General features: G+C 46.5%; 12 protein-coding genes, 2 tRNA genes and 1 pseudogene. 7 read left to right on the top strand and 8 right to left on the bottom strand.

Annotated elements, in window-relative coordinates; all coding sequences use genetic code 11:
• The first annotated feature begins 1 nt into the window (after position 1).
• Genes sufB through GWP43_RS11100 form a run of 4 tightly spaced genes read left to right on the top strand, consistent with a single transcriptional unit; the run spans position 2 to position 4647 of the window.
• A complete protein-coding gene (sufB, locus tag GWP43_RS11085) occupies positions 2-1450 on the top strand; it encodes a Fe-S cluster assembly protein SufB (RefSeq protein ID WP_162664209.1) in 1449 nt (482 codons plus the stop codon).
• Complete coding sequence (sufD, locus tag GWP43_RS11090) at positions 1450-2664, top strand: Fe-S cluster assembly protein SufD (RefSeq protein WP_162664210.1); 1215 nt, start codon at positions 1450-1452, stop codon at positions 2662-2664. Before sufB ends, sufD begins: the two co-directional genes overlap by 1 nt.
• A complete protein-coding gene (locus GWP43_RS11095; protein WP_162664211.1) occupies positions 2657-3853 on the top strand; it encodes a SufS family cysteine desulfurase in 1197 nt (398 codons plus the stop codon). The genes sufD and GWP43_RS11095 overlap by 8 nt, the downstream gene beginning before the upstream one ends.
• Positions 3854-3861: 8 nt before the next feature.
• A complete protein-coding gene (locus tag GWP43_RS11100) occupies positions 3862-4647 on the top strand; it encodes a TIGR00282 family metallophosphoesterase (RefSeq protein WP_162664212.1) in 786 nt (261 codons plus the stop codon).
• 123 nt (positions 4648-4770) lie between these two features.
• Here GWP43_RS11100 and GWP43_RS11105 read toward each other — a convergent pair whose 3' ends face one another.
• The 6 genes from GWP43_RS11105 to GWP43_RS11125 all read right to left on the bottom strand — a co-directional run bounded on the left by GWP43_RS11105 (position 4771) and on the right by GWP43_RS11125 (position 8318).
• Positions 4771-4974: a thioredoxin domain-containing protein gene (locus GWP43_RS11105; RefSeq protein ID WP_230977688.1), complete on the bottom strand. Its 204-nt coding sequence runs from the start codon at positions 4972-4974 to the stop codon at positions 4771-4773.
• Positions 4975-5139: 165 nt separating this feature from the next.
• Positions 5140-5532, bottom strand: a complete 393-nt coding sequence (locus tag GWP43_RS15030) for a hypothetical protein (protein WP_230977689.1) — start codon at positions 5530-5532, stop codon at positions 5140-5142.
• On the bottom strand, positions 5519-7033 hold the full coding sequence (locus GWP43_RS11110) for a hypothetical protein (protein ID WP_230977690.1): 1515 nt from the start codon (positions 7031-7033) through the stop codon (positions 5519-5521). Before GWP43_RS11110 ends, GWP43_RS15030 begins: the two co-directional genes overlap by 14 nt.
• Positions 7034-7113: 80 nt before the next feature.
• Positions 7114-7923: a class I SAM-dependent methyltransferase gene (locus GWP43_RS11115; protein ID WP_162664213.1), complete on the bottom strand. Its 810-nt coding sequence runs from the start codon at positions 7921-7923 to the stop codon at positions 7114-7116.
• A 230-nt stretch (positions 7924-8153) separates the two neighbouring features.
• Positions 8154-8235, bottom strand: a tRNA-Tyr gene (locus GWP43_RS11120).
• A gap of 9 nt (positions 8236-8244) precedes the next feature.
• Positions 8245-8318 (bottom strand) — tRNA-Thr (locus GWP43_RS11125).
• A 196-nt stretch (positions 8319-8514) separates the two neighbouring features.
• On the opposite strand from GWP43_RS11125, the gene GWP43_RS11130 reads away from it, so the two are divergent.
• The 3 genes from GWP43_RS11130 to GWP43_RS11140 all read left to right on the top strand — a co-directional run bounded on the left by GWP43_RS11130 (position 8515) and on the right by GWP43_RS11140 (position 11805).
• Positions 8515-9780 (top strand): ABC transporter substrate-binding protein, encoded by a 1266-nt coding sequence (locus GWP43_RS11130; RefSeq protein ID WP_162664214.1) that lies wholly within the window; start codon positions 8515-8517, stop codon positions 9778-9780.
• Positions 9781-10033: 253 nt separating this feature from the next.
• A complete protein-coding gene (locus GWP43_RS11135) occupies positions 10034-10951 on the top strand; it encodes a carbohydrate ABC transporter permease (RefSeq protein WP_162664215.1) in 918 nt (305 codons plus the stop codon).
• A gap of 17 nt (positions 10952-10968) precedes the next feature.
• Complete coding sequence (locus GWP43_RS11140) at positions 10969-11805, top strand: carbohydrate ABC transporter permease (RefSeq protein ID WP_162664216.1); 837 nt, start codon at positions 10969-10971, stop codon at positions 11803-11805.
• 101 nt (positions 11806-11906) lie between these two features.
• On the opposite strand, the pseudogene aspA reads toward GWP43_RS11140, so the two are convergent.
• Both aspA and GWP43_RS11150 read right to left on the bottom strand, forming a co-directional pair.
• Positions 11907-13308, bottom strand: a pseudogene (gene aspA / locus GWP43_RS11145) (aspartate ammonia-lyase).
• Between the two features lie 90 nt (positions 13309-13398).
• Positions 13399-13812: a cytidine deaminase gene (locus GWP43_RS11150; protein WP_162664217.1), complete on the bottom strand. Its 414-nt coding sequence runs from the start codon at positions 13810-13812 to the stop codon at positions 13399-13401.
• Positions 13813-13822 lie beyond the last annotated feature (10 nt).

Here is a 13822-nt window from a genome sequence, read left to right on the forward strand (position 1 = left end):
TATGAGTAATGATTTTAGAGATTCCCGCTCGCCCCTGTTCCAAACGCGGAAGCGCACATTCGTTTCCGATATTGAGCGGGGCATTTACGATATAAAGGACAAAATCGATTATCAGTATTCCACCGGTATGGGGCTGAATGAAGATGTGGTGCGGAAGATTTCTGCCCGCAAGCTGGAACCCAAGTGGATGCTCGACCTAAGGCTGCAATCTTTGCAGTATTTTTTTGAACGGCCGATGCCGGACTGGGGCGCCGATATTTCCGACCTCAATATTCAAGAGATTATTCACTACATTGTTTCGGACGAAAAGCCGATGGCGACCGACTGGGATCAGGTACCGGAAGAGATAAAACAGACCTTTGACCGGCTCGGTATTCCCAAAGCGGAACAAACCTCGCTGGCAGGCGTCGGTGCCCAGTATGATTCGGAAGTAGTGTATCACAGCCTGCAGAAAAACCTTGCAGACCAAGGGGTTGTGTACCTCGATATGGAATCGGCGGTGCTGCGGTACGGTGATCTTGTCCGCGAGCATTTTATGAAGCTGATAAAGCCCAACGATCATAAGTTTGCGGCGCTGCACGGTGCGGTATGGTCGGGCGGTTCGTTTGTGTATGTACCCAAGGGCGTCAAGGTAGAGCTGCCGCTGCAATCCTATTTCAGACTGAACGCGAACCAGTCAGGACAGTTTGAGCACACGCTGATTATCGTCGATGAGGGCGCCTATCTGCACTTTATCGAAGGATGCAGCGCACCTAAGTACTATAAAAATGCGCTCCACGCGGGCGCCGTCGAGCTGTATGTCGGCAAAAAAGCGACCATGCGCTATTCCACGATCGAAAACTGGTCGCGCAACCTTTACAACCTGAATACCAAGCGGGCAATCGTAGAAGAAGACGGCGCTATCGAATGGGTGTCCGGCTCGTTCGGCTCGCGCGTAACGATGCTCTATCCTATGAGTATTTTGAAAGGCGACCGCTCGCGCTCCGAGTTTACCGGTGTTACCTTCGCTTCCGCGGGGCAGTGTCTCGACACCGGTACTAAAACCGTCCATATCGGTAAGAACACCGTGTCCGAAATGCACTCGCGCTCCATTGCGAAAAACGGCGGTGAGTCGAACTACCGCGGTTTGCTGGTCATCGGTAAGGATGCAACCGGCGCAAAGGCGCTCGCCGAATGCGAATCCCTGATGCTGGATAACGAGTCCCGCACCGACACCATCCCGATTATCGAAAGCCATACCGATGATGCCGACATCGGACACGAAGCGAAGATCGGGCGTATCAGCGATTCGATGGTCTTTTATCTGATGCAGCGCGGCCTCGACGAAGCGACAGCTAAATCCTTGATTATCAAAGGCTTTGTCGAACCGATCTCCAAAGAGCTTCCGCTCGAATATGCCGTCGAGCTGAATAACCTTATTTCTATTGAGCTGGAGGGAACGATAGGCTGATGAGAAACGACAACTATTTTAAACGGCTCGATTATCATATACGGGATGTACCGACGGCTCCTTTTTCCGGTATCTTTTTTCATACGGAATCTAAGACCGCACAGTATCTGCCGATTGAAGACTTCCTCAAAACATGCAGTGCGGAGCAGGTTGCAAAAATATTCAACACCGAAAAGTCTCCGCGCGAAAAAAACTGCGGGCTGGGGAAGCGTTTTACCGCTGAGGTGCAGGCAAAGCGGAACAGCGGCTTTTACCTCAAAATTGAAGCTGATAAAGCTGAATACGATAAGAACAGACCCGAAGCGATGCAGGATTTTTTCGTGCACTTCACCGTTGACGCGGCTCATTCCGTGTTGTTTGACCGGAGCTATATCGACATAGCGGATAACGCTGCGGCGCGGCTCATCCTGTACTTCGATACCGACGAAAAATCCCCCGCGCTGCAATCGTATCGGAACGGACTTATCAGTATCCGTATTGGAAAACATGCCGCAGTCGAAATTATCAAAATTCAAAACTTTGCAGACACCGCGCTCAATTTTGAAACGGTGCGGATGGATGTCGGCGAAAGAGCGAGTGTAACCGTTCACGACATACAGCTCGGTTCGCAAAAAAGCGGCGTGTCCTATTCTTCCTATATGCAGGAAGATTGGGCGGAAGTGTATATCTTCCCGCTGTACTTTGTCGATAAAACGCGCCGGATGGATCTTGAACATAATCTGATTATCAACGGCAAGAGCACGCTATCGGAGATAAAAGCCCGCGGCGCGCTCAAAAACGAGGCGCATAAGGTTTTCCGCGGCAATATTTTCTTGAATAAGGGCTGCTCAGCCTCCGTCGCTCGCTTTGCGGATAACAGCATCATGCTCGATAAAAATGCCGTCGGCGCGAGCATCCCGACTATCTTCTGCGATGAAGATGACGTTATCGGGGAGCATGCCGCGAGCTTTGCCGCCATCGACAAAGAAAAACTCTACTATTTAATGACCCGCGGCTTCGACGAACTCAGCGCCAAAAAGCTGATTATCGACGCTGCATTCCGCCCCGTCTTTAACAGTATTCCTGATGAAGCAATAAGGAACCGGCTGAACGCAGAATTTGATGCACGCCTATCAACGCAGATTCAGGCTCAAGCGGATAAAACGGCCGCATCCAAAACCGAAATAGCGGCGTCAGACAGTGCTCAAGGCAAAATGGGGGCGGCACATGTATAAGCAATACTTCCCGTTACTGCGAAATCGGAATATTCACTATTTGGATGCTGCCGCAACCGCGCAGCGTCCGCAGGCAGTGCTCGACGGCGTACAGGCGTACTACACCCGCAGCAACGGAAACGCAGGGCGCGGCTCCCATACCCTTGCGATGGAATCCTCCGCATTGATTGAAGCCGCCCGCACTGCGGTAAGCGGTTTTATCGGCGCCGACGATTCCGGCGAGGTGGTGTTTACCAAGAATGCGACCGAATCGCTCAATATCATTGCATACTGCTACGGATTAGAGCAGCTTCATGCCGGCGATGAAATAATCATTTCGATTGCCAACCATCATGCAAACCTTATCCCGTGGCAGTTCGTTGCACGAAAAACCGGCGCCGCGCTGCGGTATGTCTACCTTGATGAACACGGCAACTTCGACATGGCAGGTTTTAAAGCCCTGCTCGGCAGCCGTACCAAGATTGTAGCGGTAACCGCCGCTGTCAATACCACCGGCGTTGTCTTTCCGGTACAGGAGATCATCACGGAAGCGCATAAGCACGGCGCCGTTGCCGTTATCGATGCGGCTCAGTCCATTGCGCATTTTCCGCACGATGTTGCGGCATGGGATTGCGACTTTCTCGCGTTTTCGGGACACAAGCTCTATGCGGAGTTCGGCGCCGGAGTGCTGTATGCCAAGCGCACACTTATCGAAAAAATGCCGCCCTTCCTTTACGGCGGCAGCATGATTGAATTCGTCGGCGAACAAACCAGCGAGTTTAAAGCGGGCGGTGCAAAGTACGAAGGCGGCACCTTAGATACCGCTGCGATTCATTCTTTACAGTTGAGTATCGACTTTTGGAAAAAGCTCGGGCTTGAAGAATTGCATAGCTATGTGGAAGGATTGCACCGCTCACTCTTAACCGCCTTAAAAAGCCTCGACTTTGTGGAAGCGTACTATACGGATGCGCAGCGGCGGGTACCAACCGTCGCCTTTAACGTCAAAGACGTCCATTCGCACGACACTGCGTATATTCTGGATGAGCAAGGCGTTATGGTCAGGAGCGGACACCACTGCACGCAGCCGCTAATGGAATACATGGGTATCAACTCCTGCTGCCGCGCAAGCCTCGGCATCTACAACACGCAGGAAGACATCGACGCCCTCGCCGCCGCCCTCAAAAAAGTGTACGAAATCTTTAAGCGGTAGATTGCATAATGGGTGATGAACTGATTCTTTTTTTTGGCGGAGATATTTGCGGAACACTCGGCGTCGATATTGCAGTACGGGTGATACCGGAGCTGATTAAAGCTGAAAAACTTGATTTTATAATCGTAAACGGAGAAAATGCGGCGAAAGGCTCCGGCATAGAATTGGAACAAGCCGCGCGTTTATTTGCTGCCGGAGTTGATGTTATTACCGGCGGGAATCACAGTATGGAGCGGTTTGACTTACGAGCCGGTTTCGGACAGGAACCTCGGATACTGCGCCCCGCAAACTACCCGCTTGCGCCGGGCAGCGGCATCATCACCGTGCGTAAACCGCAGGGGACGTTGACGGTACTGAATATACAAGGAAGGGAAAACATGCGCCCGATCGATTGTCCCTTCCAAACGGCTGACCGTTTATTAACGGAACAGGCTGACGGAATAGTTATGGTGGATTTCCATGCGGAATCGGTACAGGAAAAAGAAGCCCTCGCGTATTATCTTGACGGGCGTGTTTCCTGTGTGTTCGGCTCTCATACCCATACGCAAACCGCCGATGAACGTATTCTCACAGGAGGTACCGGCTACATTAGCGATGCAGGTATGATAGGGGCATTCCATTCGATCATCGGTAGCTCTATTGAGGCTGCTGTAGCCCGAAGCCTCACGCTTACCCCGCAAACCTTCAACATACCGGAAAGCGGAGAAGCGATATTCTGCGGCATTATTGCAAGGATATCATTGGAAACAAAAAAGACGCTTTCGTTAAAACGGGTATATAAGGCGGGTATCTAAAGACCGGCGGTTCCGTAAGATGAAACCGCTCAACCGGTCGGTATTTCCTAAAATATGTTCTTATTGATGCAGAGGGGGAAATACCCCGATACTTTGCCTCGGGGTAGAATGACTGTCTGCTTATTAGAGTAATGCCAGTATCTTGGCTTTATCAATAAATCCGAGAGAGCGTTTAATTTCTTTTCCGTTTTTGAAAAGGATGAGCGTCGGGATACTGGTAACGCCGAATCTTACTGCAAGGTCTTGCTGTTCATCTACATTAACCTTCGCAAGAACGGCTTTTCCGTTAACTTCCTTTTCCGCTTCTTCAAAAACGGGGCCAAGCATCTTACAAGGCCCGCACCACGGAGCCCCAGAAATCTACCAATGCCGTTTCGGCACCGTTGATTGTCTTGTCAAAATTTTCCTGATTTAAATGTAGTATAGCCATACCAATTTCCTCCATAAAATATGAAATGCATCGTTTACCGATCATCCGGTGTACTTATCTCATTACACAGAGTGCAGCACAAGCCACAATATATAATACTCCGTATAAAGCCTTAACGCCCCTTTATTTTTTACTTTTGCCAAACCGGGCGTACTGACAATTGCATCCGCTAAATTACGAATACGGTCGGATGTCAGTTTGGTAAAAGACTGCGTTCTATGTGCTATCTTTACCTGATCTCTGATAAAGGAGTTAACATCATCGGTATTTTGCTTTCTAATTGCAGGATCGATAATTGTATTCCACAGATCAAGCTGCTCAATAATACAGTCCTGCAAACTTTTATTTGCAGGAATAAACTCAGCCTGCAATTCGCTCGCAATTTCCCGTGGTGAAATTTTTTTATTAGTGGTCCCCGGTTGTTGTGGCAAGGATTCGGCTTTAGAATTTCCCATCCGGGCGGAGCGACGCGTCTTCTTTGGTCGCATAAAGAAAGCGATAATAGAAGATATGATAGGAATCGTATACCAAAAAGGCAATAGAATTTTTTGCATCCGTTAAAAGCTCTTGCCTGTTCATCATAAACAAGTCGGTATAGGATAATAACCGGTCGCGGGAAAATATTCTTCGAATCTCAGCCGCTTGATGTTCCGTAATACGCTTGTCAGCTGAAAGCATGGGAATAAACGGGGCACCCAGTAAGGCATACAATATCGGTACGTACTCCGCACATAAAGTTTTTAATAACTGGTTAAATGCCGAATCGGTGTGCATCGCATCGGATTGTTCAAACCGTATCAGCTGTTGATACCATTTCTTTAAACAAACATCCCGCAATTTTTTTCGGTTATCGTTTACCAGCGAGATAATTAATGGTACCGTTTTATCCAACATGATGTAATACCGCTCCCCATCAGGAGTTTTGAAACTGAGAAGATCGGGTAAATTAGCATCTCCATCCGAACCGGTTTTTTCCTGTATATATTCCTCAAGATCACTTTGACTATATTGCCCGAGCAACGGTACTCCACGGGAATCTTTAAAATTAACAATGGCAGCCTTATTAAAATAATATGGAGGTTTCTGAAGTGCCAAATCGAGATTCTTTAGGGCAGTTTCTCGTTGAAGCGACTGCTGCGTCTTATTCCGATAATAGTTATTCAGATATTCGATAATAAAGATAGCCTGCAAAATGGTGATTTCATCGCTCATTTTTTCGGTTTTCTTCGAAAATTCTTGTTTTACAACGGAACAAAGATAGCTCCAGTACAAATATACATCACCCGATTTTTTTAATGTGTACATTGCTTCGGACGAGTGGGACTGAATCGTAAGGATAAACTTTCTAATTGAATACTCTTTCCCGGGGTTTGCCGTTATCAATTTTTTTTGAATAAAATCTCGTAATTCGTCTTTCTGAAAGAAGAACCGTAATTTTGCGATTGCAAGATCAAGCATTTGATCGGTAGAAAAATTTCCCGGGAAAATAAGCGGAGGGGTGTCGTCAGGAAACATAAGCTGATACAGAAAGGTATCGTTTTCCGGTTCCGGCTGCAACTCGGTAAAATCGGTATTGATTCTAATATAACGGAGAAAACGCTTGGAAAAATTCTGCGGTATTGCGCTGGCAAGCGGAAAAGGTAATTCAGGTTTTTCACGAATCATCTCGTATTGACGTGTCACCTTATCGAGAAAATAGAATGGGACAAAGACAACTTTACCTTTCCGTTTGTCGTCGATAAGCTCTACTTTCCCTTCCGATTCAAGAGCTTCCAGCTCCGTTAACAATCTTGTTTCCGATATATCAATGAAAGAAGCAACATCAGGCTTTTCGGCTATGTTTCTTTGAGCATACTTTCGTAAATAATCGGTTAATTCGCTAATCCCAACAAATGGACTATTAAAGCGCAGAGCATAAGTGCGCAAAATATCCGGGAGTCTTACACTAACAGCCATTTGTTTCTTATTATTGCATACTTTTCCTAATTGAACAAGAGGAAAACTAAAGTTTGTGGGTATCCGATTTTAGTACCCGGTTAATTCAGTTTTAAATGCAAAATAATGGTTCTTCCCCCATCGTCACATACTTTCATCGCGATACGGGTATACAGTTTTAATTTACGCTTCAGCATCTTCCGCGCAGTGGTATAAAAGGTACGTTGCTCCATCAGTTCCATATCGCATTTTCGGGCAAAAGCAGAACCGTCATCCACATAAAAGTACATCTGCGCCGAAGTATTGCCTGTTTTTTGTACATATTTATTGGCATATTTTATACCAATTGCGTTTGTCGCATCAAAAATCAATTCACCCTTCGGAAAACGTTTTTTTAGCTCCGATAAAAAAGTTACTATCTTTTCTTCTCGAAAATATTGAAATACACCGGATACGACCAATAAAGACGGAAGAGAAGTGTCTATACCCTCTACCCACTCAAGTTTAAAGATATCCGCACCGATAAGCGTTTCGTTTTCTTTTGCTCCCAAGATATTTTTACGCAGCTCTATCACTTCCGGTAAATCGATTTCGTAAAAAGGAACATTGATGGCAGGCAATCTAAACGCAGCCGTTTCCAACCCGGCTCCGAGGTTAATGATATTACATTTTTCATGCTTGTCATAAAAACCTTTTATCATCTCGTCAAAATTATAATAGCGGGCGACTGAAGCCAGCATCGTATATTGGGATGATGATTTCCAAATCCGCTCAAATGCTCCTGCCGGAATTTTTGATTCCAACGACAAAGCCGTTCCATCATAAAAATATTCGGGAAAATGTTTAGACGCATAAATCCGCGCAGCCATCGGTATAAGCATCGTATCAGCCACACCGTTAAACTCATTCATAACCGCCTCCGTTAAGACTTGTACAGGGAATACTGAAAAATCCAAAAACTTCTATTTTTTAACGGCCTAAAGAATCTATTCCTGTTTGCTATACATAATACAATTAAATTAGGACTTTAAGTCAAGAGGAGACACATTTTTGTCATCCGTAAACAGTGGAAAATCGATAAGAAATGAAAACCGGCGAACCTCAGCTGGTATATTCGCCTTTATTTTTTTTGAAATAAAATTGGGGAGACAAGGATTCGAACCTTGGAAGGCGGAGCCAACAGATTTACAGTCTGCCCCCTTTGACCGCTCGGGAATCTCCCCATATCGATGAGCCAACTTAGGGATTCGAACCCTAGACCCCGAGATTACAAATCACGTGCTCTGGCCAGCTGAGCTAAGTTGGCATAAATATGAGATGCATCATATCGGTTTCCGTATTATCTGTCAAGTGTAAAATAAGAAAATAGATTTTTCTTGACAAATCGAAATTCACGGGTGATACTATAGTAAACGCTGCTAAAGCTATACTGCGGATTTTGCGTTGCAAAACCCAATTTCGCTTTTAGGCGGACAATAAATATTTTGTTGGAGGAGTGTTTTATGAAAAAATTCACGGCTGTGATGCTTGCCGGTGTTTTACTCGCGGCATTTTCTCCCGTTTTTGCAAACGGTGCAAATGAAGGGGGCGGAGGAGAGAAAGTTACGCTGACGATGGGTTCTTGGCGTACCGATGACGTTGCACAGATCAGCGCGCTGCTTAAAGAGTACAAAAAGGTAAAGCCGAATGTAACAATCGAATTTAAACCGACTATCAATGTCGATTACAATGCGACGTTGCGGCTGCAACTTGAAAGCGGCACCGGCCCCGATCTGATGTATGCTCGTTCGTATGCAACCGGTGAAAAATTGCTTATGGATGGCTATTTTGCCGATGTGTCGGACATTCCCGGTTTAAAATCGAACTTTACCGCAGGGAATCGTGCTCCATGGACTGCCGCCGACGGACGTAACTTTGCCGTCCCGTTTAATGCAATTGTACAAGTTGTCTACTATAATAAGGACATATTCAAGAAGGCCGGAGTTGCGGTTCCACAGACATGGGAAGATTTTTTAGCTGTCTGCGATAAGCTGAAAAAGGCCGGTATTACACCGATCGCCAACGGACTTGCCGACGAATGGGACATTAATGAATGCTTTATGATGGGTATTTTACCGGGCTTTGTCGGTGGAGCCGAAGGTCGTATGGCATATCAGTCGGGCAAGGTACCTTTGAACGATGCTAAAATGGTAAGCGCTTTTCAGGCAATGGCCGATGTAGCAAAATATTGCCCCAACGGTTTTGCCGCTCTTACCTACAACGATTCAATTGCATTGTTTGCTACCGGACAGGCTGCCATGTGGGTAGACGGATCGTGGAATGTCGGGGCATTTAAAGACGTTTCATTCAATTGGGGAACGTTTATACCGCCCGCTCCTGCCGGTAAAAAAGCAGCCGTTTGTTTCCATCCCGACACAGGTATGGCGTATAATAAGGCAAGTAAGCATGTTCAGGAATGTAGAGACTTTTTAGCATGGCTATGTACGGTACAGGGCGCAACCGTTTGCGCCGAATTTATGCCGACCGGCTTTTTCCCGATGATTAATGCCCCCATCAAAATCAAAGATGCTCACGCAAATGAAATTCTCGCGCTTACCGCAGGAAAACTGCAGGATGCACGCTTTGTATGGGAACGCTGGATGGATGGATCCCCCAGCGGCTATGTACTGATGAATCAGGGCGTTATCGCTGTTATGAAAGGTGAAAAAACCGCTAAGCAAGCTGCCGATGCATTGGCTGCAGGGGTTGCAAAATCGTATAAACCTTAAGGTTTAGTTTCTTATCCGATACGGACGGGATGAGTTGCCGAAACGGTAAATCAACACCCCCGACGCAAGCGTCGGGGTACAATGCTCAACGTTTCGCATTGTATGTTCTATAAGGTGGTTGCAGTCGGCTTTAATACCCTTTGTTACGACGCAGAGCGTTGCCGAGGACGGCGGGTATTAAACCCTCCGCACGAATAACCTTTAAGGCAACCCATCCTCCGTTCATGTTGCTTTGAGCGACGGAGTTGCAAATATGCATATTAAAAAAAGTGATAAGTACGGATGGCTTATATATCTTTTGCCTGCTTTTGTCGTGTACACTGTCTTTATGGCTTTTCCACTGGCGGATTCAATCAGGCTTAGTTTTTTTTCCGGTTCTTCGGTCTCCGGTAAAAATGTCTTTGTCGGCTTAGATAACTATAAAGCTCTTTTTGGTGATGCCGAAAATGCCCGCCGGTACTGGGGTGCATTCAGCAATACGTGGTATTTTTTCTTTATTCACATGCTGGTTCAAAACGTTTTAGGCCTTACATTTTCGCTCATGCTCACCGCGAAGGGTATGAAGTGGACACGTTTTTATCAAACGATTATTTTTATTCCGGTTACTTTGGCTATTTTGGTTACCGGATATTTATGGAAGCTTATACTCAACCCCCAGTGGGGTGCCTTGCCGCTCCTGTTAAAAAATATCGGCCTTGAAACGCTCATAAAACCGTGGCTCGGTGAACAGCAATATGCGTTGACAGCTATTTCGTTGGTATCATCGTGGCAGTGGGTGGGTATCCCCGCTATGATGATTCTAGCCGGTTTACAAACCATTCCGGACGATTTGTTGGAGGCTGCCGACATTGCAGGCTGTAACGGCTGGCAAAAAATTCGATATATAAAACTCCCGTTAATAAAACCGGTGCTCGGCATGGTTGCAATTTTAACATTCGTAAATAACTTCAATGCGTTCGACGTTGTTTTTGCGATGGAAAATGTAAACGGTGCGCCGCAATATGCGACCGATCTGATCGGTACGCTTTTTTATCGCGTAGGAATTGCAGGGCAGCACCCCGTAGGTATCCCCAATCCCGGTATGGGAGCCGCAATTGCAACGGTAACGTTTATTATGCTGATGATCGGCGTCGGTATTATGCTACGCTTGACGCAAGGCGACAAGAATTAAAGTAAAGGGGAAATAGGATGAAAGCTTCTCTTTCACGTGACAGAATGCATCTCGGTTCTCATGTTGTACTTATTTTTTGGACGTTTTTAGTGCTTTTCCCTTTGTGGACGATGATTGTCAATTCGTTTAAGTTTAAATTCGACATTTATACCGACCCTTTCGGATTGCCTAAAAAATGGAATTTCGAAAGTTATGTGTCGGTTATAACGGACGGCGACTTCTTTTTATATTTCCGCAACAGCCTTTTTGTAACGCTCGGTTCGATTTTTCTTGTGTTATTATTCGGCGCTATGGCGTCTTATGCGTTAGTAAACTGGAAACATAAAGCTTCCCGTTTTTTATATCTGTTTTTTATCGCGGGGATGATGCTTCCGATCAAAATCGGGAGTATCCGTCTTTTGCAGCTGATTAAAGGACTGGGGCTTTTAAATACGCTCTGGGGCTTGTTCCCCGTATATACGGCGATGGGGCTGCCGATAGCCGTATTCGTCTTAACTGAATTTATCCGTCAAATTCCTGCTGAACTGACCGAGGCTGCCGTTATTGATGGCGCGACACGTAACAAAGTCTTTACCATTATTATCCTGCCGCTTTTGCGTCCCGCGCTTGCAACCGTTGCCATCTATAATCTTATTCCGTTCTGGAATGACTTATGGTTCCCGCTTATCTTTATCAACCAAGATGCACACAAGACCTTGCTGCTCGGCGTAACACGCTTGTTTGGACAGTATATGACCGATTGGTCTCGGATTTTAGCTGTGCTTACCTTGTCGGCCATTCCCGTTTTGGTATTATACCTCACGATGTCTAAAAACTTTATTAGGGGGTTAACTGCCGGCGCCGTAAAAGGATAAATAGAAAGCAACCGCAAGCAGCGATGCCTGCACCGCTGCTCTTTTTCGCGTTAGGATAGGCTATACATTTAAAACCTGAGGTTTTTGGACAGCCCCGTTTCTTACAGCTTGTGCATTTTCTTAGGCTGCGTCATATTCTCCGGTTTCAGAATTTCGTCGAGCGCCTCCTTCGATAATAAACCGCGTTCCAACACAAGGTCATAAACGCTGCGGTTATCTTTGAGAGCGGTTTTGGCAATATCGCTTGAGGTTTCGTAGCCGAGTACCGGATTAAGCGCTGTTACCAAGCCGATACTCCTGTAGGTAAGCTCCTTGCACCGCTCGACATTCGCTTCGATGCCGTCGATACAGCGCTGCCGAAGCGTAGACATACCGTTGTTTAAAATCGAAATCGATTCCAAAATACTGTAAATGATGACCGGTTCAAAGACATTCAGCTCCAACTGTCCCGCTTCGGATGCCATCATCACTGCCGTATCATTTCCGATAACGCGGAAGCATACCTGATTCATCACTTCGGGGATAACGGGATTGACCTTACCGGGCATAATCGATGAACCGGGCTGCATTGCCGGAAGATGAATTTCGTTCAACCCGGCGCGCGGCCCCGATCCAAGCAAACGCAGGTCGTTGCATATCTTAGAAATTTTTACCGCAAGTCGTTTCAGCTGTCCTGAATAGGACACAAAGCAGGAGGTATCATTCGTTGCGGCAATCAAATTCGCCGCTTTTTTTAACGGGATAGCCTGAAATTTCCGCAAGCCGCTTGGTTACCAAATCCGCATAAGCGGGATCGCTGTTGATGCCGGTGCCGATAGCGGTAGCACCCATGTTTATTTCGAGTAAGCCCGAAACAGCTTGCCGGATATGCGGCACTTCGCCCTCCAAACTCGCTGCATACGATTCAAATTCCTGACCGAGCGTCATCGGCACTGCATCCTGTAGCTGGGTACGTCCCATCTTGATATGGCTGCCGAACTCCTTTCCTTTTTTGCGGAAAGAGGCAACCAAGTTTTCAAGCTCGGTAATCAGACTTTCCGTGTGTAAGCAGATACCGAGTTTACCTGCCGTCGGGTACGCATCGTTGGTGGACTGCGCAAGGTTGATGTGGTTGTTTGGATGGCAGAATTGGTACTCACCTTTTTTATGCCCCAACAATTCAAGCGCACGATTTGCAATCACCTCATTTGCGTTCATATTGGTTGATGTTCCCGCTCCGCCTTGAATCATATCTACAGGGAACTGTTCATGCAGCTTACCTGCAATAATTTCTTTACAGGCGGCGATAATTGCTTCCGCCATCGGTTTGTCCAATAAACCTAATTCATAATTTGCCTGTGCCGCCGCCTGTTTCACCATCGCAAGGGCTTTTATAAAACCCGGATAAGCGGAGAGATGCACGCCGGTAATATTGAAGTTTTCCGTACAGCGGAGTGTTTGTACGCCGTAATACGCCTCGTCGGGAACATCCCGATAACCTAACAAATCATGTTCTTGCCGCATTATTTCCTCCTTTTTTGGCAATTGAAAAACCCAAAAGGCTGAGTTTTTAGAGCATCTCAGCTCAATTTTTTTATCAGCAGATAAATTTTCTTATTTTTGTTGCAGCTCGTGGAGTGAATCGAAGGGATAGACTCCGCCTACGGTTGTCTCGATTCTATTACCGGCCGATGACCCGAAAACAACCGGGGCATCCGGCTGCATAAACTCTGAAATAACCTGCCGACACGCACCACACGGTCCGACCGGATAATCCGCATCGGGAGTGGCAATTGCAATAGCGGTAAAATTTTTTTTACCCATTGCGATGGCACGGAAAATAGCAGTACGCTCGGCACAGTTGGTCAATCCGTAAGAACGGTTTTCGACATTCACACCGGTAACAACGCTGCCATCATCAAGCAGCAGCGCAGCACCTACTCTAAAATGAGAATAGGGAGCATACGCATTTTTTGCCGCCTCCATAGCTTGTTCAAAGAGATGATCATACTTACTTGAATCTTTCATACTACTATTA

The organism is Treponema vincentii (assembly GCF_010365865.1).
In the GTDB taxonomy this organism is placed as follows: domain Bacteria; phylum Spirochaetota; class Spirochaetia; order Treponematales; family Treponemataceae; genus Treponema.